The sequence below is a fragment of the Pseudomonas oryzihabitans genome (assembly GCF_007665395.1).
In the GTDB taxonomy this organism is placed as follows: domain Bacteria; phylum Pseudomonadota; class Gammaproteobacteria; order Pseudomonadales; family Pseudomonadaceae; genus Chryseomonas; species Chryseomonas psychrotolerans_C.
Genome location: NZ_VDND01000009.1, coordinates 22,750 through 48,479 on the forward strand (window position 1 = coordinate 22,750; position 25,730 = coordinate 48,479).

The 25,730-nt window shown below is 62.4% G+C and carries 28 protein-coding genes and 1 pseudogene; 23 read left to right on the forward strand and 6 right to left on the reverse strand.

Features of this window, described 5'->3' with window-relative positions; all coding sequences use genetic code 11:
- The first annotated feature begins 86 nt into the window (after positions 1-86).
- The 6 genes from FSV73_RS17885 to FSV73_RS17910 all read left to right on the forward strand — a co-directional run bounded on the left by FSV73_RS17885 (position 87) and on the right by FSV73_RS17910 (position 6,632).
- Complete coding sequence (locus FSV73_RS17885; RefSeq protein ID WP_145009246.1) at positions 87-836, forward strand: haloacid dehalogenase type II; 750 nt, start codon at positions 87-89, stop codon at positions 834-836.
- Positions 837-903: 67 nt separating this feature from the next.
- Positions 904-1,530: a CatB-related O-acetyltransferase gene (locus FSV73_RS17890; RefSeq protein WP_145009248.1), complete on the forward strand. Its 627-nt coding sequence runs from the start codon at positions 904-906 to the stop codon at positions 1,528-1,530.
- 69 nt (positions 1,531-1,599) lie between these two features.
- Complete coding sequence (locus tag FSV73_RS17895; RefSeq protein WP_145009250.1) at positions 1,600-1,872, forward strand: hypothetical protein; 273 nt, start codon at positions 1,600-1,602, stop codon at positions 1,870-1,872.
- A gap of 31 nt (positions 1,873-1,903) precedes the next feature.
- Positions 1,904-2,599 carry a tRNA (N6-threonylcarbamoyladenosine(37)-N6)-methyltransferase TrmO gene (tsaA, locus tag FSV73_RS17900; RefSeq protein ID WP_145009252.1) on the forward strand — a complete coding sequence of 232 codons (696 nt, stop codon included), beginning with the start codon at positions 1,904-1,906 and terminating at the stop codon, positions 2,597-2,599.
- A 120-nt stretch (positions 2,600-2,719) separates the two neighbouring features.
- The gene (gene ppnN / locus FSV73_RS17905) at positions 2,720-4,096 is read left to right on the forward strand and encodes a nucleotide 5'-monophosphate nucleosidase PpnN (protein ID WP_145009255.1); all 1,377 of its coding nucleotides are present in this window, start codon (positions 2,720-2,722) and stop codon (positions 4,094-4,096) included.
- 340 nt (positions 4,097-4,436) lie between these two features.
- Positions 4,437-6,632 (forward strand): putative bifunctional diguanylate cyclase/phosphodiesterase, encoded by a 2,196-nt coding sequence (locus FSV73_RS17910; RefSeq protein WP_145009258.1) that lies wholly within the window; start codon positions 4,437-4,439, stop codon positions 6,630-6,632.
- Here the strand turns inward: FSV73_RS17910 and FSV73_RS17915 are convergent.
- Positions 6,629-7,315 (reverse strand): dihydrofolate reductase family protein, encoded by a 687-nt coding sequence (locus FSV73_RS17915; RefSeq protein WP_145009261.1) that lies wholly within the window; start codon positions 7,313-7,315, stop codon positions 6,629-6,631. The two genes, FSV73_RS17910 and FSV73_RS17915, sit on opposite strands and share 4 nt — an antisense overlap.
- Before the next feature lie 137 nt (positions 7,316-7,452).
- Positions 7,453-8,232, reverse strand: coding sequence for a ferredoxin-NADP reductase (gene fpr / locus FSV73_RS17920; RefSeq protein WP_058760032.1), 780 nt, complete (start codon positions 8,230-8,232; stop codon positions 7,453-7,455).
- 120 nt (positions 8,233-8,352) lie between these two features.
- On the opposite strand from fpr, the gene FSV73_RS17925 reads away from it, so the two are divergent.
- On the forward strand, positions 8,353-9,285 hold the full coding sequence (locus FSV73_RS17925; protein ID WP_145009264.1) for a LysR family transcriptional regulator: 933 nt from the start codon (positions 8,353-8,355) through the stop codon (positions 9,283-9,285).
- Here the strand turns inward: FSV73_RS17925 and FSV73_RS17930 are convergent, their stop codons facing one another.
- Positions 9,286-9,723: a DUF4345 family protein gene (locus FSV73_RS17930; RefSeq protein ID WP_077172295.1), complete on the reverse strand. Its 438-nt coding sequence runs from the start codon at positions 9,721-9,723 to the stop codon at positions 9,286-9,288. It lies immediately after the preceding gene.
- 198 nt (positions 9,724-9,921) lie between these two features.
- Between FSV73_RS17930 and pdxY the strand changes: the two genes are divergently transcribed.
- Complete coding sequence (pdxY, locus tag FSV73_RS17935) at positions 9,922-10,815, forward strand: pyridoxal kinase PdxY (protein ID WP_145009267.1); 894 nt, start codon at positions 9,922-9,924, stop codon at positions 10,813-10,815.
- Positions 10,816-11,230: 415 nt separating this feature from the next.
- On the opposite strand, the pseudogene FSV73_RS17940 reads toward pdxY, so the two are convergent.
- Positions 11,231-11,344, reverse strand: a pseudogene (locus FSV73_RS17940) (TraR/DksA family transcriptional regulator); the annotation flags it as partial.
- Between the two features lie 136 nt (positions 11,345-11,480).
- The gene (locus FSV73_RS17945; RefSeq protein WP_145009270.1) at positions 11,481-11,699 is read right to left on the reverse strand and encodes a helix-turn-helix domain-containing protein; all 219 of its coding nucleotides are present in this window, start codon (positions 11,697-11,699) and stop codon (positions 11,481-11,483) included.
- 103 nt (positions 11,700-11,802) lie between these two features.
- Here FSV73_RS17945 and FSV73_RS17950 point away from each other — a divergent pair, with 103 nt between their 5' ends.
- The 4 genes from FSV73_RS17950 (at position 11,803) to FSV73_RS17965 (ending at position 14,490) form a co-directional block, all read left to right on the forward strand.
- Entirely contained in the window at positions 11,803-12,372 is a 570-nt protein-coding gene (locus FSV73_RS17950; RefSeq protein WP_145009273.1) for a hypothetical protein, read from the forward strand.
- Complete coding sequence (locus FSV73_RS17955; protein ID WP_145009276.1) at positions 12,369-13,751, forward strand: DEAD/DEAH box helicase; 1,383 nt, start codon at positions 12,369-12,371, stop codon at positions 13,749-13,751. The genes FSV73_RS17950 and FSV73_RS17955 overlap by 4 nt, the downstream gene beginning before the upstream one ends.
- 214 nt (positions 13,752-13,965) lie before the next feature.
- Positions 13,966-14,220, forward strand: coding sequence for an antitoxin Xre/MbcA/ParS toxin-binding domain-containing protein (locus FSV73_RS25990; RefSeq protein WP_145009279.1), 255 nt, complete (start codon positions 13,966-13,968; stop codon positions 14,218-14,220).
- A gap of 87 nt (positions 14,221-14,307) precedes the next feature.
- Positions 14,308-14,490, forward strand: coding sequence for a hypothetical protein (locus tag FSV73_RS17965; protein ID WP_145009282.1), 183 nt, complete (start codon positions 14,308-14,310; stop codon positions 14,488-14,490).
- A 470-nt stretch (positions 14,491-14,960) separates the two neighbouring features.
- On the opposite strand, the gene FSV73_RS17970 is transcribed toward FSV73_RS17965, so the two are convergent.
- A complete protein-coding gene (locus FSV73_RS17970; RefSeq protein ID WP_145009718.1) occupies positions 14,961-16,304 on the reverse strand; it encodes an OprD family porin in 1,344 nt (447 codons plus the stop codon).
- 370 nt (positions 16,305-16,674) lie between these two features.
- Here FSV73_RS17970 and accB point away from each other — a divergent pair, with 370 nt between their 5' ends.
- From accB to FSV73_RS18025, 11 genes are all read left to right on the forward strand, one after another.
- Entirely contained in the window at positions 16,675-17,142 is a 468-nt protein-coding gene (accB, locus tag FSV73_RS17975; protein ID WP_145009285.1) for an acetyl-CoA carboxylase biotin carboxyl carrier protein, read from the forward strand.
- Positions 17,139-18,500, forward strand: coding sequence for an acetyl-CoA carboxylase biotin carboxylase subunit (accC, locus tag FSV73_RS17980; protein ID WP_145009288.1), 1,362 nt, complete (start codon positions 17,139-17,141; stop codon positions 18,498-18,500). The genes accB and accC overlap by 4 nt, the downstream gene beginning before the upstream one ends.
- Before the next feature lie 4 nt (positions 18,501-18,504).
- Positions 18,505-18,912, forward strand: coding sequence for an acetyl-CoA carboxylase biotin carboxyl carrier protein (locus FSV73_RS17985; RefSeq protein WP_145009291.1), 408 nt, complete (start codon positions 18,505-18,507; stop codon positions 18,910-18,912).
- A 19-nt stretch (positions 18,913-18,931) separates the two neighbouring features.
- On the forward strand, positions 18,932-19,699 hold the full coding sequence (locus FSV73_RS17990) for a LamB/YcsF family protein (protein WP_145009293.1): 768 nt from the start codon (positions 18,932-18,934) through the stop codon (positions 19,697-19,699).
- 138 nt (positions 19,700-19,837) lie between these two features.
- Positions 19,838-20,584, forward strand: coding sequence for an SDR family oxidoreductase (locus FSV73_RS17995; RefSeq protein ID WP_145009296.1), 747 nt, complete (start codon positions 19,838-19,840; stop codon positions 20,582-20,584).
- Between the two features lie 97 nt (positions 20,585-20,681).
- Complete coding sequence (locus FSV73_RS18000) at positions 20,682-21,383, forward strand: amino acid ABC transporter permease (protein ID WP_145009300.1); 702 nt, start codon at positions 20,682-20,684, stop codon at positions 21,381-21,383.
- Between the two features lie 4 nt (positions 21,384-21,387).
- Positions 21,388-22,146: an amino acid ABC transporter permease gene (locus FSV73_RS18005; RefSeq protein WP_145009303.1), complete on the forward strand. Its 759-nt coding sequence runs from the start codon at positions 21,388-21,390 to the stop codon at positions 22,144-22,146.
- A gap of 16 nt (positions 22,147-22,162) precedes the next feature.
- Positions 22,163-22,891: an amino acid ABC transporter ATP-binding protein gene (locus tag FSV73_RS18010; RefSeq protein ID WP_186309272.1), complete on the forward strand. Its 729-nt coding sequence runs from the start codon at positions 22,163-22,165 to the stop codon at positions 22,889-22,891.
- A 77-nt stretch (positions 22,892-22,968) separates the two neighbouring features.
- Complete coding sequence (locus tag FSV73_RS18015; protein ID WP_145009310.1) at positions 22,969-23,802, forward strand: transporter substrate-binding domain-containing protein; 834 nt, start codon at positions 22,969-22,971, stop codon at positions 23,800-23,802.
- 56 nt (positions 23,803-23,858) lie between these two features.
- Positions 23,859-24,131, forward strand: coding sequence for a hypothetical protein (locus tag FSV73_RS18020; RefSeq protein WP_145009313.1), 273 nt, complete (start codon positions 23,859-23,861; stop codon positions 24,129-24,131).
- 204 nt (positions 24,132-24,335) lie between these two features.
- On the forward strand, positions 24,336-25,538 hold the full coding sequence (locus tag FSV73_RS18025; protein ID WP_145009316.1) for a pyridoxal phosphate-dependent aminotransferase: 1,203 nt from the start codon (positions 24,336-24,338) through the stop codon (positions 25,536-25,538).
- Positions 25,539-25,730 lie beyond the last annotated feature (192 nt).

Genomic DNA, 25,730 nt, shown 5'->3' on the forward strand with positions numbered 1-25,730 from the left:
GCAAGGGGCGACCTCCGGGCACTCGGGGGGAACCCTCGTCACCCGCGCTCCGTCTGGTGGAAACCACCACCAGCAGGAGTCTACCCATGACGACGACCGTTCGGGCGTTACTTTTCGATGTCTTCGGCACCGTGGTGGACTGGCGTGGCAGCCTGATCGAAGGGTTGCAGGGCCTGTCGGCCAGGCATGGCGTGCAGGCCGACTGGGCCAGGCTGGCCGATGCCTGGCGCAGCGAAGCCTACGAGGCCATCCTGCCGCAGATCGCCGCCCGCACCCTGCCCTGGCTGCCCCTCGACGAGGTCCACCGCCTGGCGCTGGACGAACTGCTGCCGCGCCACGGCCTGGTCGGCCTGACCGACGCCGAGGTGGCCTGGATCAATCGCCGCTGGCACCAGCTCGACCCCTGGCCGGATGCGGTGCCCGGCCTGCAGCGGTTGCGCCAGGGCTATCCGGTGTGCGCCCTGTCCAATGGCAACGTCAGCCTGTTGCTGGACATGGCCCGCCACGCGGGCCTGCCCTGGGACATGCTGTTCGGTGCCGACCTGTTCCAGCGCTACAAGCCGGCTGCAGAGGTGTACCTGGGTGCCTGCGCCCTGCTCGACCTGCAACCCGAGCAGGTGATGCTCTGCGCTGCCCACAATGACGACCTGCAAGCCGCCCAGGACCTGGGCCTGGCCACCGCCTTCATCCAGCGGCCGCGGGAAAACGGCCCGGCGGGCGGCGAGGTATCGACGGGCAACTGGGATCTGCAAGCCAGCGACCTGCAGGACCTGGCCGACCAGCTGGGCCTGCCACCGATCCCACTCCAGGCCGACGAGGACCGGGCCGAGGGCTGAATACGGCGATTGAGGCCTGCCCTGGCGCTTCTGTATCCTGCCGGATACTTTTCGCCAGGGCATCGCCATGGGTTTTCTCGACAAGCTGCGCCAGAAACGCGAACGCCAGGCCCTGGCCGCCCTGCCTCGCCTGCACCAGCGCACCGCGCGCCTGCGTCGCGAGCTGCCCGACTACGAGGTCGGCGCCGGCACCTATGGCGCGCCGCGGGTGTTCGATCTCAAGGAAGGCGCCACGTTGCGCCTGGGGTGCTATACCTCCATCGCCGAAGGGGTACGCATCCTGCTCGGTGGCCTGCACCGCCTGGACTGGGTCACCACCTATCCCTTTCCCGCCTTCGTCGACGACCTGGCCCATATCAAGGACTACGGCGGCAGTCGCGGCGACGTGGTGATCGGCAGCGACTGCTGGATCTGCACCGATGCGCTGATCCTCTCCGGCGTCACCATCGGCCATGGCGCCGTGGTGGCCGCCGGTGCCGTGGTCACCCGCGATGTACCGCCCTATGCGGTGGTGGGCGGCAATCCGGCCCGCTTCATCAAATGGCGCTTCCCCGAGGCCACCTGCCAGGCGCTGCTCGACATCGCCTGGTGGGACTGGCCCGAGGCGGACATCCTCGCCGCCGGGGAACGCCTGTGCAGTGCCGACATCGACGGCTTCATCGCCTATGCCCGGGCGCGCCATCCGGCGCCCTGAATCCGGCTGCCGGAACTCGGCCCCCCGGATAAGGCTCCCCTTCATTAGTCATTCTTTTGAAGGTCATCGATGGAAATGCTCGATCTGCTGCAATGGCCGGCCATGGCCATCACCCTGCTCGCCGCCTGGCTGGTGGCTTCCCAGCGCCAGGGCCGGCGCAACCTGGGCTTCTGGGTGTTCCTGCTAAGCAACGCCCTGTGGATCGCCTGGGGCCTGCAGGCCGAGGCCTATGCGCTGATCGTGCTGCAACTGGGCCTGGCGGCGATGAATCTGCGGGGTGTGCGACGCAACGCCACCGACGACCCGGCAGCGGCGCTCCCCGAGGGTCCGAGCAGGGCATAATAGCGGGCCCCGCGTCAGACGGCCCAGACCCATGCAGCACAGCGTCACCCCTATTGGCCACGTCCGCTCCTGCTTCAAGGAGAAATTCGCCATCCCCCGCCAGCCGGCCCTGGCGCCGGCCGCCCGTGGCGTGCTGGAACTGCTGCCGCCGTTCGACCGCCCCGAGGCCGTCCAGGGCCTGGAGCAGGTCAGCCATGTCTGGCTGCTGTTCCTCTTCCACCAGGCGTTGGAAAACCAGCCACGGTTGCGGGTACGGCCGCCGCGGCTGGGCGGCAATAGATACCTGGGGGTGTTCGCCACCCGCGCCACCCACAGACCCAACGGCATCGGCCAGTCGGTGGTCCGCCTCGATGGTATCGAACCGGGGCGCCTGCTGCTCTCGGGCATCGACCTGCTCGACGGCACCCCGGTGCTGGACGTCAAGCCCTATGTTCCCTATGCCGATAGCCCCGTTGGCGCCCACAACGCCATCGCCGAGGCGCCGCCGCCGGCCTTGGTGGTAGGCTGGGCGGACGCGGCGCGCGTCCAGGCCGTAGCCCATGGCCAGCGTCTCGGCGAGCCCCTGGTGGAGCTGATCGAGCAGTGCCTGGCCCAGGATCCGCGCCCGGCCTACCAGACACCCGCGCCCGAGCGACGCTATGGCGTGCGCCTCTGGGACGTGGAGGTGCACTGGCACTATCCGACCGCGGAACAGATCCGGGTACTGGACGTGACCGTGGCGTCCTGACACCGCCCCGTTTGCATTCCGGCGGCCAAGGCCCCAACAATGACATGGCCGGATCGCATGAGGCGATCCGCACGCGGCTACGGTCGCCGTTCGGCCGTATCACCGATTAGGGAAACCGCTATGGCTCCAAGCAGACAGGTCATCAACGCTCAGGTCAGCCCCAAGGGCAGCCTGGAGACCCTTTCCCAGCGCGAGGTCCAGCAGCTCAGCGCCGCCGGCTCGGGCAACCTCTACCAGCTCTTTCGCCAGTGCGCCCTGGCCATCCTCAACACCGGCGCCCACAGCGACAACGCGAAGACCATCCTCGAGGCCTACCAGGACTTCGAGATCCTCATCCACCAGCAGGACCGCGGCGTCCGCCTGGAACTGGTCAACGCCCCGGCCGACGCCTTCGTCGACGGCGAGATGATCGCCAGCACCCGCGAGATGCTGTTCAGCGCCCTGCGCGACATCGTCTACACCGAGAGCGAGCAGAGCAGCCTGCGCATCGACCTGGAGAGCTCCGAAGGCATCACCGACTACGTCTTCCACCTGCTGCGCAACGCCCGCACCCTGCGCGCCGGCATGGAGCCCAAGATGGTGGTCTGCTGGGGCGGTCACTCCATCAGTACCGAGGAATACAAGTACACCAAGAAGGTCGGCCATGAACTCGGCCTGCGCAGCCTGGACATCTGCACCGGCTGCGGCCCGGGGGTGATGAAGGGCCCGATGAAGGGCGCCACCATCGCCCATGCCAAGCAGCGCCTCCAGCACGGGCGCTACCTGGGCCTCACCGAACCGGGCATCATCGCCGCCGAGGCGCCCAATCCCATCGTCAACGAGCTGGTGATCCTGCCGGACATCGAGAAGCGCCTGGAGGCCTTCGTCCGCGTCGGCCACGGCATCATCATCTTCCCGGGCGGCGCCGGCACGGCGGAGGAATTCCTCTACCTGCTGGGCATCCTCATGCACCCGGACAACCGCGAGATCCCCTTCCCGGTGATCCTCACCGGTCCGCAGAGCGCCGCGCCCTACCTGGAGCAACTGCACGCCTTCATCGGCGCCACCCTCGGCGAAGCCGCCCAGCGCCATTACCAGATCGTGGTCAACGATCCGGTCGAGGTGGCCCGGCAGATGGCCCAGGGGCTCAAGGCGGTCAAGCAATTCCGCCGCGAACGCCACGACGCCTTCCACTTCAACTGGCTGCTGCGCATCGAGGAAGGCTTCCAGCGCCCCTTCGATCCCACCCACGCCAACATGGCCGCGCTGCAGCTGACCCATGCCCTGCCACCCCATGAACTGGCGGCCAACCTGCGCCGGGCCTTCTCCGGCATCGTCGCCGGCAACGTCAAGGCCAAGGGCATCCAGCTGATCGAGGAGCATGGCCCCTACGAGATCCACGGCGATCCCGACATCATGCGTCCGCTGGATCGGCTGCTGCAGGCCTTCGTCGAGCAGCACCGCATGAAGCTGCCGGGCGGCGCCGCCTACGAGCCCTGCTATCGCGTGGTGAGCTAAGGCCGCGCGAGCGGTTTCGTCCCCCATGACCGTTCGTCAACGCGCTTATCGACGAACGGTCATCCTTACTGGCCAAGTGATATCGACCAGTCGCTAGCTAGCTATCTAGAGCGCCTCGCTTGGGCATCGTCCCGGTGCGCTTCGCTTCAAAGGCTGTCCTGAGCGGAAAAGCTCGCGCGCTAACCGCTCTAGTCCGGGTTAAAGCCCCCCTTCCCCTCGCCGATAGGGCAAGGCAAGCTAAACTCAGAGCGCAGGCTGCCGTCGTGAAAGCCACCCGGGTCGGATACCCCGCCGGGCCCTCTTCACCCAGCCCTGCCGGATTTCCTGCCGAGGCTACGGAATGAATAACTGGCTGGGACTCGAGTTCCTTGTCGCCCCCCTTGCCCAGGACCACGTGCATCTGCATGGGCAGCACGATGCCTGGCTGGTGGCACTCGCCTATCTGGTCGCGGTCAGCGCCTGTTACGTCACCCTGGTGTTCGCCGAGCGCATCGGCCAGACCCGTACCCTGGCCCGCCGGCGGGCCTGGAGCCTGATGGGCGCCCTGAGCTTCGGCTTCGGCGTCTGGGGCATGCACTTCATCGCCATGCTGGCCTACACCGTGCCCACCCGGGTGCACTACGACCTCTTCATCACCCTGGCGTCGCTGCTGATCGTGGTGCTCGCCGGCCTCATGGCCATGCCCGCCCTGAGCCAGCCCGATCTCACCCGCGGCCAGCGGCTCCAGGCCGGCCTGGTGCTGAGCGTGGGCATCGTGCTGATGCACTACACCGGCATGGCCGCCGTGCACACCGAGGCCGTGGTGCTCTACCGTCCCGCGCCCTTCCTAGCATCGATCGCCATCGCCGTGGGCGCCAGCTTCGCCGCCCTGCAGCTGATCCAGATCTTCCGCCGGCACTACACCGGCATCTATCGCTGGCTGCGCATGGCCACCGCCCTGGTGATGGGCCTGGCCATCGCGGCCATGCACTTCACCGGCATGTGGTCGATGGTGCTGATCGCACCGACCGCCACCGAGACCACGCTGCAGGGCGGCAGCAATGCCTGGCAGCTGGGCGTGGGCATCGCCATCATCGCCCTGCTGCTGGTGGTGGGCGGCCTGGGCGCGGCCTGGGCGGATCGCCAGCTGCAGCGCAAGGAACACGACCTGGAGCGGGTCAATTCCCTGGTCGGCCAGCTCGACGAGGCCCGGGCCTCGCTACAGCAGGCGGCGCACTACGATCCCCTCACCGACCTGCACAACCGACGCGCCTTCAACCAGGCCTTCGCCGAGACCCTCGACCGCCACGCCCAGCAGGGCCGCAGCCTGGCGGTCATGTTTCTCGACATCGACCATTTCAAGCGGATCAACGACAGCCTCGGCCACGACGCCGGCGACCAGCTGCTGGTGGCCATGGCCAAGATCATTCGCGATGCGGTGCGCGAAGGTGACCTGGTGGCGCGCTTCGGTGGTGACGAATTCTGCATCCTGGCCAGCCTGGCCAACGCGGACGAAGCCCGCCACCTCGCCCAGCGCATTCTGGAGCGCCTGCGCAACCCCATCACCATCGGCAGCCGTCCCCTGGTGATGACCACCAGCATCGGCATCAGCCTCTATCCCCGCGATGGTGGCTGCTGCGAGGAATTGCTCAAGAGCGCCGACCTGGCGCTCTATCTGTCCAAGGGCAATGGCCGCAACACCTACAGCTTCTTCGACGAGACCCTGCGCGAGAAGATCTCGCTGCAGCTGGAGCTGGAGGCCGAGTTGCGCGAGGCCCTGACCGAGGAACGCGGCCTGCAGCTCTACTACCAGCCGATCCTGGACGTCGCCAGCGGCCACCTGGACAAGGCCGAGGCGCTGATCCGCTGGGACCATCCGCGCCTGGGCCTGCTGGCGCCCAACTTCTTCCTCGGCATCGCCGAGGCCAATGGTTTCATCGAGGAACTGGATGCCTGGGTGCTCAAGCGGGCCTGCCAGGATCTGGCCGAGCTGACCGCCGCCGGCATGGGCAACCTGCGCATCGCCATCAACTGCTCGGCGCTGAGCCTGAGCAACGACGCCCTGCCGGCACAGATCGCCTGGCGCCTGGACGACCACCACCTCTCGCCCCGCCGCCTGGAGCTGGAGGTCACCGAGAACGCCCTGGTCAAGAACGTGCAACCCACCATCGAAGTGCTGCAGCGCATCCGCGACCTTGGCGTGGCCGTTTCCATCGACGATTTCGGCACCGGCTATTCTTCGCTGGCCTATCTCAAGCGTCTGCCCATCGACACGGTGAAGATTGACCGCTCCTTCGTCACCGGCCTAGCCGAGGGCAATGCCGATCACCAGATCGTCCAGGCCATCATCGGCATGGCCCGGCCGCTCAAGCTCAAGGTCACCGCCGAGGGGGTCGAGCAACTGGAACAGCTGCGGCTGCTTTGCGCCCTGGGCTGCGACTTTATCCAGGGCTACCACATCAGCCGGCCGGTGCCCCTGGCACGGGTGCCCGCAGTGATCCGGGACTACGCCAGTGGCGTCTGCCCGCTCCAGGCCCCCATGAACGCCCTCGGCTAGCGGCGGCGGTAGCGCAGCCAGACGCTGCCGTCATCTTGGGCCTCGGCCGACTCCAGCTGGAGATACAGCGGCTGCTGCCACGCCTGTTCGGCGATCTCGAAGGACGCCGGATGGGCACCGCGACCGTCCACCAGCGGAATGATCAGCACGCTGATCTCGTCCACCAGCCCGGCGGCGACGAAGGAGCCGCTGACATGGGGACCGCCCTCCACCACCAGCCGCTCGATGCCCAGCTCGGCATTGAGCAATTCCAGCACCGTCGCCAGATCCAGTTCGTCCTTGCCGCCGAAGACGTAGGAGGCGCCGATGTTCTGCAGGTGGGCGAGGTAGTCGTCGCTCACGCCCTCGGTCAATACCGCCACCACATGGGAATCCAGGGCCTCGCTCTTCTTCCAGGCCACCTTACCCTGGGGATCGATGGCGATGGCGTACTTGGCGGCATCGCGCTGGGCGAAATGATGGGTACGGGCGATGGGCGCCTGGGCCACGCCCGTGGGATAGCCCTCACCGTGGGCGATCTCCTCCATGGTCACCCGGCCACAGGCCCAGGCATCGAATTCGAAGCGCTCGGCCAGGCGCTCGTAGGTGGCGTCGGCCTGCTTCTTGAGCGGACGTTCCCAGCCATCGGTGAGGGCATGGCCGTCAACCGACGACATCATATGGCAGATCACATAGGGCTTCATGGGGGCTCCCGGCAGTGGCGTGTCACCCTGACACGTCCTCCAGCAACCGACCGATCCGCCCCCGGGGGAGTTCAGCACCCCGGCCTGCGCAAACGAAAAACCCGCCGGAGGGCGGGTTTTCGTGGAGCCGGGCGGCGTTACTTCTCGACGAAGGCGCGCTCGATCAGGTAGTCGCCCGGGTCGCCCATGCGTGGCGAGATGGTCAGGCCGAATTCGTTCAGCACGGCACTGGTCTCGTCCAGCATGCTCGGGCTGCCGCAGATCATGGCGCGGTCGTCCTGGGGATTGATCGGCGGCAGGCCGATGTCCTCGAACAGCTTGCCGCTGCGCATCAGGTCGGTCTGGCGACCCTGGTTGCGGAATTCCTCGCGGGTGACCAGGGGGTAGTAGATCAGCTTCTCACGCACCAGGTCGCCGATGAACTCGTGCTCGGGCAGGGTCTTGGTGATGAAGTCGGCATAGGCCAGCTCGTTCACGTAGCGCACGCCGTGGACCAAGATGACCTTCTCGAAGCGCTCGTAGGTCTCCGGGTCCTGGATGGTGCTCAGGAAGGGCGCCATGCCGGTGCCGGTGCTCAGCAGGTAGAGGTGCTTGGCGGGCTTGAGGTCGCTGAGGATCAGGGTGCCGGTGGGCTTGCGGCTGACCATCAGGTTGTCGCCTTCCTTGAGGTGCTGCAGGCGCGAGGTCAGGGGGCCGTCCGGCACCTTGATGCTGAAGAACTCCAGGTGCTCTTCGTAATTGGGGCTGGCGATGCTGTAGGCGCGCATCAGCGGACGACCGCCTTCGGTTTCCAGGCCGATCATCACGAACTGACCGTTCTCGAAACGCAGGCCCGGATTACGGGTGGTCTTGAAGCTGAACAGGGTGTCGTTCCAGTGATGAACGCTCAGGACGCGCTCGGTGTACAGGTTGCTCATCGATGACTCCAGGAAAAATCGGTACAGCCCGGGGCTGGATAGAAATTGCGCGACAGTTTATAGAGGGGGAAAATATCCGTGAAATGAATAATTCGAATATAGGTTATCCAAAAGGCAGATATGAGATTCACGTTGCGTCAACTCGAGGTCTTCGTCGCCGTGGCGCGCCAGGAAAGCGTTTCCCGGGCAGCCGAGGCGCTCAATCTGTCGCAGTCCGCCACCAGCACCGCCCTGGGCGAACTGGAGCGCCAATTCGACTGCCGGGTATTCGACCGCGCCGGGAAGCGTTTGACGCTCAACGCCCTGGGTCGGCAACTGCTGCCCAAGGCGGTGGCCCTGCTCGACCGCAGCGCCGAGGTGGAAAACCTGCTGCGCGGCAAGACCGGTTTCGGCTCTCTGGAAGTGGGCGCCACCCTCACCATCGGCAACTACCTGGCCACCCTGCTGCTGGGCGACTTCATGCAGCGCCACCCCGATTGCCGGGTGCGCCTGCACGTGCACAACACCGCCAGCGTGGTGCAGCGGATCGCCAACCATGACATCGACCTCGGCCTGATCGAAGGCGATTGCCAGCACCCGGACCTGGAGGTGCAGCCCTGGATCGAGGACGAACTGGTGGTGTTCGCCGCCCCCGGGCACCCTCTGGCCGGGACCACCGCCGCCCAGGCCGAACTGGAAGCCCAGGCCTGGATCCTGCGCGAACAGGGCTCCGGCACCCGCCTGACCTTCGACCAGGCCATGCGCCACCACGCCCAGCCGCTGGACGTGCGCCTGGAACTGGAGCACACCGAGGCCATCCTGCGCGCGGTGGAATCGGGGTTGGGCATCGGCTGCCTGTCGCGGCTGGCCCTGCGCGATGCCTTCGCCCGCGGCACCCTGGTGCCCATCGACACCCCGACCCTGGACCTGCGCCGGCAGTTCTGCTTCATCTGGCACAAGCAGAAGTACCAGACCGGGGCCATGGTCGAATTCCTCGACCTCTGCCGCCAGCTGACCCTGGGCCTGAGCCGCAGCGACCAGATCGACACCGCGCGGCCCCGACCCTTGGGCTGATCACTGGCCCTGGTAGATCCGCCGATTCTCCAGTTCCCGCTGCTCGTGGCGACGGTGGGCGCGCAGCGCCAGCAGGGCGAGCACGCCGATGACCAGGCGATAGCCCTGGGAGTAGAGATCCAGCTCGGCGGTGGCCGACTCGCCCAGCATGCCGCTGATCAGGCGCACCACGAACAACGTCAGCTGCACGAAGGCCACCAGCAGCAGCCCGGCCGACAGCCATTCCGCGCGGCGGAAGGCCAGCACGGCGAACAGCGCCAGGGCGAACTGCATGCCGCCGTACCAGACCCGCGCCTCGGCCACCGACGCCGAATCCATCAGCACCATGCCGCGGGCGTTGGCCATCTCGTAGGGATAGAACCAGTGCGCCAGGGCGAGTCCAAACCAGACCAGGGCCTGCAGACCCAACACCAGACGTGCGAAGCGAAGCTCGGACATTCCCCGTTTCTCCTTGGGGCCAGAGGTGGATGACAGCCGCTCCAGTGTAGCCAGCCAAGGTACCCGGCGCTGGTAGCGATCCGCACTGCCGATGCAGACCGCCACAGCCGGGGTAGGGTTCGCCCGGAGGCCTGGGTTAAGCTGCCGGAGTCTGCCCTTCCGGCTCCCGACCAAGAGCCCGCTGCCCGAGAGATCGCCATGCCTGCCGCCCTGCCCGCCCAGCCGCCGCTGGTGCTGTCCATCCAGTCCCATGTCGCCTACGGCCACGTCGGCAACGCCGCCGCCACCCTGCCGCTGCAACTGCTCGGCCTGCAGCCGGTGGTGGTCAACACGGTGCAATTCTCCAATCACACCGGTTACGGCGAATTCAAGGGCCAGGTCTTTCCGCCCGAGCACATCCACGACGTACTCGACGGCCTGCGCGCCCGCGGCGTGCTGGAACGCTGCGTGGCGGTGCTGTCCGGCTACCTGGGCGATGCCGCCATCGGCGAGGTGATCCTCGGCGTGGTCCAGGAGATCCGCCGCCAGCGTAGCGACCTGCACTACCTGTGCGACCCGGTGATGGGCGACGTCGGCCGCGGCATCTTCGTCCGCCCCGGCATCCCCGACTTCCTGCGCCGCCGCGCCATCGAGCAGGCCAGCCTGATCACCCCCAACCAGTACGAATTCGAGCTGCTGCACGGCCAGCCGCTGGCCGACACCGCCGACGCCGTGAGCGCCGCCCGGCTGCTGCTCGGCCGCCCCGGCCAACCGGGTCCGACGACCATCGTCATCACCAGCCTGCGCACCCCGGACCTGCCGACCGACGTGCTCAGCACCCTGGTGGTGGAGGCGGCGGATGCCTGGCTGGTGCAGACGCCCTACCTGGACCTGCAGCCGCTGCCCAACGGCATGGGCGACGTCTTCTCCGCCGTGCTGCTGGGCCAGTTGCTCAACGGCCAGTCCACCCCCGCCGCGGCCTCCCATGCGGTCAGCGCCCTCTACGCGCTGGTCGCCCGCACCGCCCCCGGCAGCCGCGACCTGCCGCTGATCGCCGCGCGCGAGCAGATCGTGCGCCCGGGCGAGCTATTCGAGGCCCAGCGGCTTGCGTAAGTTGGGTTGAGCGTTAGCGAAGCCCAAGTGTAAGTGGCTCAGCCTTGCCTGTTGGGCTTCGACGATGGAGCCGTCTCAGCCCAACCTACGAATCCGCTTCGCCCCTCTCCCCGGGGAGGGGGAAGCCCTTTACGCCGGAGCCGTAGAACGCGTGGAAAACGCTGCGCGGTTTTCCACCCTACACCGGCTGTTGGGCTTCGACGGTGGAGCCGTCTCAACCCAACCTACGGGTCCGCCTAGAGGCGAAGGGGCAGCTTTCGTAGGTTGGGTTGAGCGCAGCGAAGCCCAACGATGCCCGCCTCGACCCCGCCCTTTTGGGCTTCGACGATGGAGCTGTCTCAGCCCAACCTACGGCTGCTCCGCCCCCTCTCCCCCTGGGAGAGGGCTGGGGTGAGGGTAGCCCCACGTCGAACCCTCACGACGACTGCATATGCCGCTCACGCAGCTCCTGGCGCTCCTTGGCCTCCACGCTCAGGGTCGCGGTAGGCCTTAGCAGCAGACGCGCCAGGCCTATGGGTTCACCGGTATCGAACACCCCTAACATGGCACTCCATGGACACGCACTCAATGCCTGGTGCTGGCTCGTTTTCGGGCTCATCACTCTTCGTCCATATGGACTCAGAGGCTTACCACAGCATACGAGTGATTGTCCCAAGGACAGCCAGCTACCGAGGTAATCGGGGAATAAGGGTGTGAGGCTGACATCTGAGCTGAGCAGCTATGCGATACAGCTTTTCAACAGTGATATTGACCTCGCCCCTCTCCACTCGGCCCATGTAGCTGCGATCAATCCCGCAAGCGAAGGCTAGCGCGTCCTGAGACAGCCCTATTGATAACCTTCTCTCTCGAATTCTTTCACCGAGATCCTTCGCCAGCGCTTGCATGTCCGCCTCGTGTGACCAAGGCGGGACTATCAGACGTTTCCAATACGGTGCGCGACGGATTATAATCCGCATTTCGCTTGCTTGAGCGATATTGGGCATTCGTATGAAATCCGCAATTTTCAGGCTGGACAGGCAGCTCTATGAGCTGCTCACGGATGAGCGGTGCCAGCAATTTACAATTCGGTCATTGAGAGACTTTTACGCTATTCGCACAGGCGTTCAGGCTAATGGCTTAGACCTGTGGCGTTATATCTACGATCAGGTCCGACGTCTGGTGCGTATGGGTTGGGTGAGTCAAGATTCGCATAAGCGCAGGCGTGATCAGATCTTTCATGTAACAAGCATGCCACCAGGGATTACTTTGGTCCTCATTGACCCAAAGGCCGCTACTACGGATACAGACTCAGCTGTCGACCGATCAGTGGCTCGAACGCATACCCGGCAGCGGCCAAACAATACCACCGAGCACTTAGAGTTGCTTGCTAAAGAGATTCGTTTGGACATGCTTACGGCAATGGGTGAAGCCGAGAGATACAAGCAGTTATTTACCGAGATACCAGCGCTCAAAACTCAAATTGAAAGCGACTATTTTGAAGCCAGGGATCGAAGCTCCAAGCTCTTAGGTCACCTCCGCGCTATCGAAAAAACACTCAATATATTGATTGTGCCATGAAAGAACTACGTGGGTGGCAGCAAGCTTGTATAGCAGCCGCTATGGAGCATTACCGCTCTTCCGCTCATTTCTTCTGTCAAGCTACTCCCGGGTCAGGGAAAAGCAGGATGGCGGCAGAGTTAGCGAAAGAAATGCTGCAGGCAGGATTGATTGAGCTTGTTTTGTGCTTTGCGCCTTCTCGCCAAGTTGTGGATGGGTTGGAAAAGACATTTTCGAAAGTACTTGGTCGACCCTTTAACGGGCAGTTGGGATCTGTAGGTGCTGCATCGACTTACCAAGCGATGGACTATCGATCGAGTGCATTTTGGAAGTTAGTCGAAGACTATCGCGTGTTGGTCATCTTCGATGAAGTTCATCATTGTGCTGGCCATGACCCCCTCCTTAGTAATGCTTGGGGACAGATAATCCTACAAAGGATACAAGATAAAGCCGCCTATACGCTAGCCCTCTCAGGAACTCCTTGGCGCTCTGACGAGCGTGCCATTGTGTTGGCTAGATACTCCAGCCCGGAAGGTCGTCTAGTCTGCGATTTTAATTACGGTCTTCGAGAAGCCGTAACTGATAGAGTTTGTCGCACCCCCCGCATAGCGGTCCTGGAAAACAACGCCATACGTCTTACAGAGCAGTCGGATAGCGTTCCGATTGTCACTACTCACAGCAGTATCGCTCAGCTCCTCAATGAAAGCCCAATTTCTTTCGAAAGCATCCTTGGCCACCCAGAATTGATAGGAAAGATTCTGTCTCTTGGTCAAAGCAGGCTCGATGATGTCCGCAAGGACGTCCCTAATGCGGGGGGATTGATAGTGGCAACGAACATTCGCCATGCCAACCAGATTGCTGCAACTCTGAGGCAAAGGGGTGAAGACTTTGTTGTAGTGACAAACCGTACGCCAAGTGCCCATCAAGTCATCGAAGGATTTAGAAAAGGGACAGGTAGATGGATAGTTGCGGTTGGTATGATCAGCGAGGGCACTGATATACCTCGTTTGCAGGTTTGTTGCTACTTGAGTCGAATACGCACTGAATTACACTATAGGCAGGTGTTAGGGCGAATTCTTAGACGCACTGGAAATGAAGATCACCACGCTTGGCTGTATATCTTAGCGGAACCCTCTTTGATTCAATTCTCTCAGCGCATCGCTCAAGACCTTCCGGAAGACCTCGCCGTTCTCGAAAATTTTCAGATTCTAAAAGGTAGCGATGGAAGCCTGGACAACTTATATCAAGACACCCATGAACCATCCTTTGAATGCCTGGAATTTGAGATAGAACAAAGACTCAGCGCAGTAGAGGAACTTGATGCCGCGTTCGGCGAGGACAGTTTGTTTAAGATTGAGCTTTCAAAGGACTTTAGAACAGAGATACTTTCCTTGTACTAAACCAGCCTACTCGCCATCAGCGAATTCCAAAGGCGCTTTGGTAAGCGGGAAAACCGGAGGGGGAGTTAACGGGATGAACCGTTACCAACGAAGTCCCCCGGCACCCAACTCATCATATAATCTCAGCTGGCCCGCGTCACAGAAACGAGATGCCAGCAAACAAATCATTGACTGAGTACCGAGCTTTTCTGCGCGCTCCACGGGGGAACAGAGCATGATCTCTTTAAAGATACCGACAGGTTCTCTCGCGTGCTACAGCCCAAAGCATAGAAATTATTTGATTCAGCAAACTCACGTTCTATATCAGGCAACCGACATTCTAGGCAGTTATAAATCTGCGCTACGGTGGTTCGTATCGCCTGCGCGTGGACTTGATGGCACTTCACCCTGCCACGCACTTAATCAAAAGTCCGGATACCTTAGGGTTCAGCATTTGTTAATAAAAATAGACTACGGAATTTATATTTGAACAGAACTATCATCAGTATAAAGCCGAAAATTAAAGTTAATTTTGAAGTCGAATAAAATCCAGTTAATGTCATAGCGAGGACTATATATGACTAAGCGCCGCCCAAAACACGGAACCACTGATGAGAGTAAAATTGCCATTGAGGCCGTCATGCGAAAAATTGCGGCTAGCGGGCTTAAGGAGCGATTCATGCAACAAGATCGTACCGGCGCTCAGGAAGCCGAACTAGCCATGGAGCATAGCAACTTCGCCCGAAGCAAAAAAACCTGACAATGAGGTACAGAATAAGCCTATCAAGCAAACCGTGGCTAATGAAAGCCATTGTTAAAGTCGGTGTACCGCCTAGCACCTGCCGGCAGGGTATTTCCGCCTTGCGATGGATTGACGCACAAAGCGAGTGACGATGGGGGTGATCAACCGCTGCTGACAGCCGTAGCAACTTCAATCAAATAGCCTCAGGTGGCCTCAACCGCATCGTCGAGTTCGTTTTACGCTTCAGCCATGCACAACGACACCGATCTAGCCCAATACCTGCCGGCAGTACATGCGATGAGGATATCGCCGCGCGGGGATCAGAGGATATCCCCGCGCGGCGAGTCCGTAGTACAGGCGTGAGCAAGACCGGATAGTGGCGACTGATACTCGAACGGTGAACGCTATACCACCAAGCTCGTCAGTTCGTGAGTTTGCCTAATCAGGCTTCCGCACCGCGCTCTGACCTCAAGAGCTCTCTAAGTTGGTCAGAACAGCGAGATCGGATAGTCCACGATCACACGATACTCATCAGTGTTACGTTGCATCTCTGTCCGGAACACACCCAGCCTAAACGCGGTACTCAGGCCTTTCGCCGGACCCTCTGTGAACACATAGCCCAGCGTGATATCTCGCGCCCATTCCTTCTGATCCGAGGTGGCAGTCTTGATATGATCGCCGTTCCAGTAGGCTGTTTTCAGTGTCCAACCTGGAAAGCCAACGCCTTTGAAATCATAGGCGTAGCGGACCTGCCAGCTGCGCTCCCCGGCGCGCTGGAACTTGCCGGACATGGTCTCGGTGATAAAGTAGCTCGTAGTGCCCGCACCCTCATTGACCCACACCGCATCGCTGCGGCCATCCACCTGCTGGTAGCCGGTCGAGAAGGAGTGGTTGCCCAGCGCATAGGTGAACAGTACGCTGCTCAGGCGACTGTCGACCTTGCCACGGGTAACGCCGTTGCCGTAATAGCCGGTGCTGTAGTAGTCCGGATTATGCCCGTTTGCACCGTCGGAGTGATTGTTGTAGTAACGCAGGTCCGTGGTCAACCGGCCGGGACCCAAGTTCAAGCCATAGACTACGCCTAGGAAGTGCTGTCGATAGAAATCCTGGAGATTGGCGTAGTAGTACTGCAACGCCAGATCCTTGTTCACCCGATATTGACCGCCACCAAACCAAAATTCGTTTACATGGGTGCTGCGGGTGGTGTTTAGCCCGGGATTCACTGGGTCTACGGTGGCGTTAGAGCCGTTAATGGACATCCCTTCCCAATCGGTCGAGCCCCGCTCCTTGACGTGATCGATGCGCCCACCAGTGAGCGTCAGACCGTCGATTTCTCGGGATTCGACCTGAAAGCCGTTAAAGGTCTGGAATACCAATCGGTCGCTAGACATGAGGATCGGCAGCTTGGGTTGTAGCGTGCCGTAGCGGAATTCCGTTTTGGAAACCAGCGCCTTGAGGGTCGGCCCTAGATTGGCGAAATCTTCCACCGCCCGCCCGTCGCTGTCGGTGGGAAAGATGTTGCCGTTGCTGGCGGTGCTGGTGGGGTTGTAGTGATGCCCTTTGCCCGAGTCCAGCCGCAGCCCCAACATACCGATCATGTCCACGCCCACGCCTACGGTGCCCTGAGTGAAGCCGGAGGTGTAGTTGAGAACGAAGCCCTGCCCCCATTCCTGGGTGTAGTTGGGCGCTGCTGTGCCATCGCGGTTATCGGCATTGCTATAGAAGTTACGTAGCAAAAGCGTGGCATGACTGTCGTCGACGAATCCTGCCGCCATGCCCGTTTGAAAAACCGCTAACCCCAGTGCCCCGATCGAATATTTTAGAATGCTCATGCTGCCCTTGCCCTTTATCGAATAATTGATCCATGAAGCGAGGCAGTTGAAGGCGTACGCGAAGGTACGCACGGGTAGGCTCGGTCGTTGGCGAGATCCCGCATTGAACTTATGGTGAGCACCACCCTTGGCGCTCACAGCACGTTACAAAAACCGAGGCGGCGGGGTTAAGACGACTTCGCTCTGGTTGAATAGCGGATACTTATGACTTGTCCCGCCCCGTAGCGGACATCGCCGTCATAAGACGCTCTTATCGCATCAATGCTAAAGGCTCTTTGCGTCGTTGCCGCGAGGGTGGCTAGAGTGATGTTCATCCCCTCTCCAGCCGGCCAGCAAGGCCGTCGCAGCCACTCGATACGGCAGACCTTCGATGGATGAACAGCGCATCAAGCAGTTGATCGACCTACTTGCCGATTCCGATCTCGGCGAACTCACCTTTAGTGAAGGGGGGAGTACCCTCACGATCAAACGCAAGGCCACTGCGGAGGCGCTGCCTCGCACCACCGACGCGCCGCCGGTGGCAAAACCCGCCGCGGCGATGCCGGCGACCTCGGTCGCCGCACCGCTCGCGGCGGTAGAGGCCGCGATCACCGAGGTCCGCGCACCACTGTACGGCGTTCTGCACCTGACGCCCTCGCCGGACGAACCGCCCTTCGTGACCCAAGGTCAGCACGTAGCCGCCGGTGCCATGCTCTGCCTCGTGGAGGCCATGAAGATGTTCCATCAGGTGAAGGCCCCGTACGCCGGGGTGGTGGAGCGCATCCTGGCCGAGCCGGGCCAGGAGATCGAAGCCGATCAGCCCCTGTTCTCCTTGCGCGCCCCCGAGGCCTCGGCATGACCGCTTTCGAAAACGTTCTGATTGCCAACCGTGGCGAGATCGCCCTGCGCATTCACCGCGCCTGCCGCACACTCGGCCTGCGCACGGTGATGGTCTACTCTGAGGGCGATGCCGGAGCCGCCTACTTGCGGCAGGCCGACCAAGCCCTGTGCATCGGTCCGGCCACGCCGGGCCTTAGCTATCTGAATCAAACCGCCGTCCTTCATGCCGCCCTGGCGTCCGGTGCCCAGGCAGTCCATCCGGGATACGGCTTTCTTTCGGAGAACGCCGAGTTTAGCGCCGCGGTCGAAGCCGCCGGCCTGACGTTCATCGGTCCTGACGCCGCCTGCATCCGCCGCATGGGCGACAAGGTGGCAGCCAAACGCGCCATGCGCGAGGCCGGAGTGCCTTGTGTGCCAGGTCCTGACAGGGCCTTGCCTGACGCCGAGGAGGCCTGCCTCGCCATCGCCGGCGAAATCGGCTATCCAGTGATCGTCAAGGCGGCCGGGGGCGGAGGTGGGCGGGGCATGCGCGTAGTGGAACGCGAGCAGGACCTGCTGCAAGCGATCGCCGTAACCCGTGAAGAGGCACGACGCGCCTTCGGCAATCCAGAACTCTATCTGGAGAAGTTCCTGGACCGCCCACGGCACGTGGAAATCCAAGTGCTGTGCGACAACCATGGTCGCGGGGTATGGCTGGGCAGCCGCGACTGCTCGCTGCAACGTCGCCACCAAAAGGTGCTCGAGGAAGCGCCGGCGCCCGGTATCGCCGCCGACGCCCTGGCGCGGGTCGGCGAACGCTGCGTCGCCGCCTGCCGACAGATTCGCTATCGGGGCGTGGGCACGTTCGAGTTCCTCTACCAGGACGGCGAGTTCTATTTCATCGAGATGAATACCCGTCTGCAGGTAGAGCACCCGGTGACGGAGATGACTACCGGAATCGATATCGTCGAGTGGCAACTCCGCGTCGCCCAGGGAGAGCCGCTGACGCTGGAGCAGGCGGCGATCCGCAGCCAGGGTCACGCCCTGGAATGCCGGATCAATGCAGAGGATCCGCGGACGTTCGTCCCTAATCCCGGCGTGGTCACCCATTGGAACCCACCCGGCGGCATGGGCGTGAGGGTGGACTCCCACGTGGTCGCCGGGTATCGGGTACCGCCTTACTACGACTCGATGATCGGCAAGCTGATCGTCCACGGCGCCACCCGCGACCAGGCGCTCGCCCGCCTGCGCACCGCCCTGGCCGAGCTGGAGGTGTCGGGCATCGCAACCAATGTGCCGCTGCATCGGGAGATCCTTGAGGACCCGGCCTTCCGCGCCGGCGGCGTCGACATCCACCACCTAGAACGCTGGTTGGACCAGCGTCGCGCCCAGGAATGACGCCATGAACATTGCTAGCCTGCGCCGCCTCGCCCTCTGGCTGCAAGAGGCCGACCTGGCCGAGCTGCGGCTCGACACCCCGTCCTGCTACGTCCGTCTGGTACGAGCGCCCAAAAGTGCGGCGCCGCGCCCGAGTAAACCGACGGCGGCACCCGACGCCACGGCGCCGAAGACTCTGGCACGCGCCACATCCTGCGGCCACTTCCACGCTCGTCATCCGGCGCGGCCGGATATCCAGCCCGCGACCGGCGATTCAGTAGCGGCTGGCGACTACGTAGGCCTTCTAGCAGTAGGCGGTCTCTATCTGCCTGTGATTGCGGAGGTCGACGGGACCCTGGGTGCCTATCTTGTGGCGGACGGGCAGCTGGTCGACTACGGCACGCCCCTGCTGGCCAGCACGACCGACTATTGAATAGACAGGAGCAATCGCGATGCGCATCGATCTCAACGCGGACCTTGGCGAGGGTTATGGCGCCTATACCATGGGCGAGGATGCCGCCCTCATGCAGATCCTTTCCTCCGCAAACGTCGCCTGCGGCTTTCATGCTGGCGATCCGCTGATTATGACGAATACCGCTCGGCTGGCCTTACAGCGCGGTATCGACCTGGGTGCCCACGTGGGCTTTCCCGATCTACAGGGCTTCGGGCGGCGTCCCCTGCAGATGGATATCGGAGAGCTGACCGCCTGTGTCATTTATCAGCTAGGCGCTCTCGCCGGTATCGCCGCGAGCGTTGGCCACCGGGTCACCCATATGAGCTTCCATGGCGCCTTGGGCAACATGGCGGCCGCCGATGCACAGCTTGCCGAGCCCTTGGTGGCCGCGGTGGCAGCCTTCGATCCTGGGCTGATCCTAAGCTCTTCCACCAGTCTGGCGTTGGAAGGGGCGGCGCGACGCCATGGCCTGCGCATCGCTACTACCTTTCTAGCAGATCGCGCCTACAACCGTGATGGCCTACTAGTACCGCGCAGTCTGCCCGACTCGGTTATCAAGGATTCCGAGCGCGTGCGGGCTCGCGTTCGGCAGTTCCTCGATGAGGGTAGCGTGACCTGCTATACCGGCGAACGCATCGCCATGCCAGCGCAATCCATTCTCCTGCACGGCGATACAGCGGGCGCCGTCGAGCTGGCAAGGAGTATCCGCGAAGAGATCGAGAACGGCGGTGGCGAGATCGTGCCCTTGTCGCAGTTGGTGGCCTGATCGGCAATATCCATTATAAGCCGCGCTTATCGCCACACAGCCAAACCCTCTTAGCCATGTCGGGCGTGGCGATTTAACGTTTGACCTATTACCGCATTCTCGGATCCCGCCCTGGGACCGTTCGACGAGGACTTTGACATGCCGTTTTCCGACTACCGTACCGCGCTGGTGACCGGCGCCTCCTCCGGGATCGGTGCCGCCACTGTGGAGCGTCTCTGCCGCGAAGGTCTCAAGGTCCACGCCCTTGCACGTAGCGCAGACAAACTGACAGTTCTGCGCGAGCGTACCGGTTGCGAGGTGCACCCTGTGGACGTAGCCGACCTTGAAGCGCTGACGAAGACGCTGGCCGGTATTGATGTCGACATCTTGGTCAACAACGCTGGGGTTGATCGACCCGGTTCGATCCTCGCCGCCGACGCAGAGGGCATCGACGCCCTGATCGACGTCAACCTGCGCGCCGTATTGCACCTAACACGCCTGTTGGTACCCGGAATGGTGATCCGCGATCGCGGTCACGTGATTAACATCAGCTCCATCGCCGGAGCCTACAATTTCGGCGGCAACACCACCTATCACGCCACCAAGGCGGCAGTAAGCATGCTCTCTCGGAACCTGCGCATCGACGTGTTCGGCAAGCGAGTACGGGTGACCGAAATTTGTCCTGGCCGGGTGGCGACCGACATCTTCGCCCATGTGCACGGTGACCCAGAAGCTTCGCACAAAAAATACATAGAGGGTTACGAACTGCCTTTAGCCAGCGACATCGCCGATGCCATCGCTTTCGCCATCGCAGCTCCCATCGCCATGAACATCGGACACATGGAGATCACACCGACCCTGCAAGTACCAGGCGGCCTGCAGACTACTCGGCCGCAAATCAGCTGACATCCCATCTTGATGAGAGCGGCCATCCCGCCGGATAGGCCGCCGAACATTATCTTCCTTTCGCATGCTGCCGCCACCCTTCCCGTAGGGCTTTCTTATGCTGGAAAATTTTGACCTGAGGCCAATCCTCAGCGGCGAAAACGGTCAGCTGCTTATTCAGGGCGGTGAGCTGACGCTACAGCTAATGCTATACGCCTGGCTGCTGGCCATGGGGTTGGCCTTTCTGCTGGTCACAGTCCGCCTAACCCGGGCACGCGTCGCAGAAGGTCTGGTCGCCGCCTATGTGGCTTACCACCGCAACGTTCCAACCCTGGTCCAGCTGATGCTTTGGTATTTCGGCATTCCCACATTGCTCCCCGAGTGGATGCAACTCTGGTTGGCCGGTTACAGTACCGAATTCCTCTTCGCGGTGATTGCCCTCGGCCTGTGCCAGGCCGCCTACTTCTCTGAGGACCTGCGGGCGGGCCTGCGCGCCCTGCCCAGTGGGCAGAACGAGGCAGCTCGCGCGCTCGGCTTGAACTACGTGCGCTCGATGCGTTACGTGATCCTTCCGCAAGCCGTGCGCAACGCCCTCCCCTCGCTGATCAACCACACCGTGCTGCTGTTCAAGAACACCAGCCTGGCGATGGCCATCGGTGTTGTCGAGTTGACCTATGCCTCACGCGAGGTCGAGAACTACACCTTCCGCACGTTCGAGACCTATCTGGTGGCCACCCTGGCCTATCTCGCCTTCTCACTGGTGCTGATGGGAATAGGGGCACTGATCGCAAGGCGCTTCGAACGGGCAAGGGTGAGGTAATCCCATGTTGGACATGTTCAACATCCTCTACGACAACTGGGCGCTGTTCCTCATCGGTCAGTACCCGGAAGGTCCGCTGGGCGGCCTGCTGAATACCCTGATCCTGTCCGCGCTGGCGCTGCTCCTGGCGTTTCCACTGAGCCTGATGCTGGCCGTCGCCCGTATCTCGCCCTATCGCCTGGTACGCCTTCCAGCCACGGTTTGGGTCTATGTGCTGCGTGGCATTCCGCTGCTGATGGTGATCTTTTGGACGTACTTTCTGGTACCCCTCCTCATCGGTCGCAACATCAGTGGTTTCACTACCATGCTCTGCACCCTGGTGATCTATCAGAGTGCCTACCTGAGCGAGATCGTCCGCGGCGGGATCCAGGCGCTACCCGCTGGACAGATGGAAGCGTCGCGCGCGCTGGGACTCGGCTACTTCCGCACGCTGCTCTGGGTCATCCTGCCGCAGGCGCTGTACAACGCGCTGCCGAGCCTGATCAGCCAATTCGTCTCCATCATCAAGGAAACCACGCTGGGCTACATCATCAACGTCCAGGAAATGACCTTCGCGGCCAACCAGGTCAACAACCAGCTGCTCACCAAACCCTTCCAGGTTTACGCCATCCTGGCACTGACCTATTTCTGCCTCTGCTACGGCCTGAGTCGCGTGGCGACGGCCATGGAACATCGCATCGCCCGCAAACGGGCAGGTCAGAGCAGCGGCACCGGCCAGCCGACGCCCGCCGGCACCGCCTCCCTTTCAGAGTCTCCTAGGTGATCGCTCCATGAATCCCATGATCATATTTGCCAATGTCGAGAAGTGGTATGGCGAGTACCAGGCGCTGACCAGCGTCAACGCCGAGATCTCCCGGGGGGAAGTGGTCGTCGTCTGCGGCCCCTCGGGCTCGGGTAAATCGACCCTGATCCGTACGGTGAATCGCCTGGAGGGTATCCAAGGTGGACAGATCCTGTTCGACGGCCAGGACATCCACGGCACCGACGCGAACCTCAATCGCTTGCGCAGCCGCATCGGCTTCGTCTTCCAGAGCTTCAATCTCTTCCCCCACCTGTCGGTGGTCGACAACATCGTTCTGGCACCGACCAAGGTCCGTGGCCTCCGAGCGGCGGCCGCCAAGAAGCGGGCCCTGGAACTGCTCGACCGGGTGGGCATGGCGCACAAGGCGGACGCCTACCCGGCGCAGCTATCCGGCGGCCAGCAGCAACGGGTGGCGATCGCCCGAGCCCTGGCGATGGATCCGCCGGTGATGCTGTTCGACGAACCCACCAGCGCCCTGGACCCAGAGATGGTGGGTGAGGTGCTCAACGTGATGCGCGGCCTGGCGAAAGATGGCATGACCATGATGTGCGTGACGCACGAAATGAACTTCGCCCGCGAAGTGGCCGACGTCATCTGGTTCATGGACGCTGGCAAGATTCTGGAAAAAGCTACGCCAGACGCTTTTTTCAGCCAACCGCAGCATCCACGGGCGCAGCGTTTCATCTCGGACCTGCGCTCTCACTGAAATGCCCCTAGAGCATCCAAAGCAACGCGCGATCTCCTGCGCCCTGTCGCTGCCCTACCTTTCCTGAGGATCGTTACATGCGCTTGAAATTGACCGTTTTGGCGTTGTCCGTTACCCCCCTATTCTCCGCTCTGGCCCAGGCCGATCAATGGGCTGACATTCAAGCCCGCAAGAGCCTGAGTTGCGGCGTCTATTCCGACGTTCCACCCTTTTCCTCGCCCAACCCCAGCACCCGCTCGCTTGAAGGCATGGACGTGGACCTGTGCACGGCTCTTGCCAAACAGCTGGGCGTGGAGGTGGCGCTCAAGCCGCTGTCGGGTGAAGCGCGGGTACCGGAAGTCAAGATGGGCCGGGTCGACGTGGTCATCGCCAACCTAGCCTATACCAAGACCCGTGCCCAGCAGATCCAATTCAGCGATCCCTACTACGTCGCCAAGGAAATGCTGGTGGTCAAGGCGCCGCTGGCCGAAAAGCCCCTGGAGTTCTTCAAGGAGAAGCGTCTGAGCGCGACCAAAGGCTCCACGTCCGAACAGTCCATCCGGCTGATCGGTGCCAACCCGGTGACCTTCCAGGACACGGGATCGGCCTACCTTGCGGTGCAGCAGAACAAGGTGCTGGGCGTCGTCACCAACACCATGACGGCCAAGAAGCTAGTCGCTCAGGCCAAACAGGGTGGGGTCGACCTGGGTATCGTCTCCGCGCCGCTGGCGCTCGAGCCGATCGGTGTCGGGATGCGGCAGAATGAGCCTGCGATGCTGGAAAAGGTCAATGCCGCCCTGCGGGCCATGGACCAAGCCGGCGAGATCGACCGGGTATGGGCCAAATGGATAGGACCGAATACCGAGTACAAGATGGTCCGCGAAGAGCGGGTGCAGAAGCTTGAGGAACTCAAATTCGAACCTTTGGAATAAGGCCTCCCTCCTACGGTTTGCCGATCGGGCTTTTATCCATACAGAGGGTAGCGAAGATGCGTAGATTCTTGATTCTGACGGGCCTGCTGCTGGTCGCCGGCCAAGCGTTGGCCGAAGACCAATGCGCCCTGCAATTGCAAAAGCTCGACGACCAAGCCTTGACCACCCGGTCCGGCAGCCTGGGCAACCAACAGCAGTCGCCGCAAGTGACCAAACTCATCGCCAAGGCGAAGAGCTACCAGAAAGCTGGCGATTACCAGAATTGCCAGCGGACGAGCCAAGAAGCCTTGACACTGATCAAGCAGACCGGCGGTGGCTCGGCGCAGTGAGGTCGACGCAGGTGGCGTCGCTCCACGCCCCCTGTCTTACCGAAGGCGCCCTGCGCGCCTTCGGCTTTTTGTGCTCCGCCATCGAGACCGTTCGGACGTAACCATGCCTTTTAATTATGCCCCCACAGCGAAGGGCTATTGGAGGCGGTGCCAACGGCTCTCTTATCCTTGGCGGTGCCTTCCGCAACCATGAAGATACGGACTATGCCCGCTACAGCTGATCGCCTGAAGAACGTCTCGGTATCCGCCTCCGTCGCCATGACCCAAAAAGCCCGCGATCTCGCCGCTCAGGGCATCAAGGTGGTCGGCCTGTCCTCGGGCGAGCCGGACTTCCCCACGCCTGCGCATGCCATCGAAGCGGCGTACGCCGCCGCGGCGGCCGGCGACACCAAGTATCCTCCGGTCAACGGCACCCCTCGGCTGCGCACCGCCATTCGCGAGAAGTTCAAGCGCGACAACGGAGTCGACTACCCGATCGACCAGATTCTCACCGCGGGTGGCGGCAAGCAGGTCATCTTCAACGCCATGCTCGCCACCCTCAACCCCGGCGACGAAGTGGTCATTCCAACGCCGTCCTGGATCAGCTACGCCGACATCGTCCGCTTCGCCGAAGGTGTACCGGTGGCCATTCCCTGCCATCAGGCCAACGGTTTCAAGCTGCGCCCGGAGGATTTGGAGGCGGCGATCACCCCCAAAACCAAATGGCTGTTGCTGAACTACCCGAACAACCCTACCGGTGCGGCCTGTTCGCGCGCCGAGATGGCCGCCATCGCCGAGGTCATGCTGCGCTATCCCGAGGTGTGGATCATGACCGACGACATGTACGAACACCTGATCTACGATGACTTCGAGTTCTGTACCCTGGCCCAGGTGGAACCGGCGTTGTACGACCGCACCCTGACCGTCAATGGCGTCTCCAAGGCCTATGCCATGACCGGCTGGCGCCTGGGTTTCTGCGGCGGCCCCAGTGACCTGATCAAGGCTATCGGTAACGTCAACACCCAGAACGCGGGGGGGGTTTGCACCCTCACGCAAGCGGCCGCTATAGCCGTCCTGGAAGGCCCACAAACACTGCTCAAGGAGCGTGCCGCCCTCTATCAGCAACGCCGCGATCTAGTACTCGGGCGACTCAGAGCCATCGAAGGCGTGACGTGCCATAAGCCCGAAGGTGCCTTCTACCTGTTCCCGAACATTTCCCAGCTCCTCGGCAAGACCAGCCGTGGCGGACGGCGTATCGACAGCGACACCGACTTCGTCATGGCGCTCATGGATGAGCACCAGGTCGTGACGGTGCAGGGCGCGGCCTATGGCATGAGTCCGCATTTTCGGCTGTCTTACGCCACCAGCCTGGACGTCTTGCATGAAGGCTGCGATCGCATCGCCACCTTCTGCGCCGAGCTACGCTGACCGTTCCCCTCCCGGATGCGGCACCTGCAAAGGGCCGCGTCCGGGATCGCTCCGCCTATCAACCGCTTACCTTGTTACCTTCTCAACTTTTTACACAAGCGAACGCTCGGCACCTCGCATCGTGACGGCCTAACCCCAAGGTGTCTCGCGACGCCGTGGGATTGGGTTCTCTCTTCGCGAAAGCCCTTAGCC

Excerpts from the sequence above, each read along its gene's own strand:
- tsaA (WP_145009252.1), top strand. The coding sequence starts at position 1,904 with ATGCAGCACAGCGTCACCCCTATTGGCCACGTCCGCTCCTGCTTCAAG.
- FSV73_RS17925 (WP_145009264.1), top strand. The coding sequence starts at position 8,353 with ATGAGATTCACGTTGCGTCAACTCGAGGTCTTCGTCGCCGTGGCGCGC.
- FSV73_RS18000 (WP_145009300.1), top strand. The coding sequence starts at position 20,682 with ATGCTGGAAAATTTTGACCTGAGGCCAATCCTCAGCGGCGAAAACGGT.
- FSV73_RS17950 (WP_145009273.1), top strand. The coding sequence starts at position 11,803 with ATGAAATCCGCAATTTTCAGGCTGGACAGGCAGCTCTATGAGCTGCTC.
- FSV73_RS17955 (WP_145009276.1), top strand. The coding sequence starts at position 12,369 with ATGAAAGAACTACGTGGGTGGCAGCAAGCTTGTATAGCAGCCGCTATG.
- FSV73_RS17995 (WP_145009296.1), top strand. The coding sequence starts at position 19,838 with ATGCCGTTTTCCGACTACCGTACCGCGCTGGTGACCGGCGCCTCCTCC.
- FSV73_RS17915 (WP_145009261.1), bottom strand. The coding sequence starts at position 7,315 with ATGAAGCCCTATGTGATCTGCCATATGATGTCGTCGGTTGACGGCCAT.
- FSV73_RS17945 (WP_145009270.1), bottom strand. The coding sequence starts at position 11,699 with ATGCAAGCGCTGGCGAAGGATCTCGGTGAAAGAATTCGAGAGAGAAGG.
- FSV73_RS17910 (WP_145009258.1), top strand. The coding sequence starts at position 4,437 with ATGAATAACTGGCTGGGACTCGAGTTCCTTGTCGCCCCCCTTGCCCAG.
- FSV73_RS17990 (WP_145009293.1), top strand. The coding sequence starts at position 18,932 with ATGCGCATCGATCTCAACGCGGACCTTGGCGAGGGTTATGGCGCCTAT.
- accB (WP_145009285.1), top strand. The coding sequence starts at position 16,675 with ATGGATGAACAGCGCATCAAGCAGTTGATCGACCTACTTGCCGATTCC.
- FSV73_RS17885 (WP_145009246.1), top strand. The coding sequence starts at position 87 with ATGACGACGACCGTTCGGGCGTTACTTTTCGATGTCTTCGGCACCGTG.
- FSV73_RS18005 (WP_145009303.1), top strand. The coding sequence starts at position 21,388 with ATGTTGGACATGTTCAACATCCTCTACGACAACTGGGCGCTGTTCCTC.
- FSV73_RS17930 (WP_077172295.1), bottom strand. The coding sequence starts at position 9,723 with ATGTCCGAGCTTCGCTTCGCACGTCTGGTGTTGGGTCTGCAGGCCCTG.
- FSV73_RS25990 (WP_145009279.1), top strand. The coding sequence starts at position 13,966 with ATGATCTCTTTAAAGATACCGACAGGTTCTCTCGCGTGCTACAGCCCA.
- FSV73_RS17965 (WP_145009282.1), top strand. The coding sequence starts at position 14,308 with ATGACTAAGCGCCGCCCAAAACACGGAACCACTGATGAGAGTAAAATT.
- fpr (WP_058760032.1), bottom strand. The coding sequence starts at position 8,232 with ATGAGCAACCTGTACACCGAGCGCGTCCTGAGCGTTCATCACTGGAAC.
- FSV73_RS18015 (WP_145009310.1), top strand. The coding sequence starts at position 22,969 with ATGCGCTTGAAATTGACCGTTTTGGCGTTGTCCGTTACCCCCCTATTC.
- FSV73_RS17970 (WP_145009718.1), bottom strand. The coding sequence starts at position 16,304 with ATGAGCATTCTAAAATATTCGATCGGGGCACTGGGGTTAGCGGTTTTT.
- FSV73_RS18025 (WP_145009316.1), top strand. The coding sequence starts at position 24,336 with ATGCCCGCTACAGCTGATCGCCTGAAGAACGTCTCGGTATCCGCCTCC.
- FSV73_RS18010 (WP_186309272.1), top strand. The coding sequence starts at position 22,163 with ATGATCATATTTGCCAATGTCGAGAAGTGGTATGGCGAGTACCAGGCG.
- ppnN (WP_145009255.1), top strand. The coding sequence starts at position 2,720 with ATGGCTCCAAGCAGACAGGTCATCAACGCTCAGGTCAGCCCCAAGGGC.
- FSV73_RS17890 (WP_145009248.1), top strand. The coding sequence starts at position 904 with ATGGGTTTTCTCGACAAGCTGCGCCAGAAACGCGAACGCCAGGCCCTG.
- FSV73_RS17895 (WP_145009250.1), top strand. The coding sequence starts at position 1,600 with ATGGAAATGCTCGATCTGCTGCAATGGCCGGCCATGGCCATCACCCTG.
- pdxY (WP_145009267.1), top strand. The coding sequence starts at position 9,922 with ATGCCTGCCGCCCTGCCCGCCCAGCCGCCGCTGGTGCTGTCCATCCAG.
- accC (WP_145009288.1), top strand. The coding sequence starts at position 17,139 with ATGACCGCTTTCGAAAACGTTCTGATTGCCAACCGTGGCGAGATCGCC.
- FSV73_RS18020 (WP_145009313.1), top strand. The coding sequence starts at position 23,859 with ATGCGTAGATTCTTGATTCTGACGGGCCTGCTGCTGGTCGCCGGCCAA.
- FSV73_RS17985 (WP_145009291.1), top strand. The coding sequence starts at position 18,505 with ATGAACATTGCTAGCCTGCGCCGCCTCGCCCTCTGGCTGCAAGAGGCC.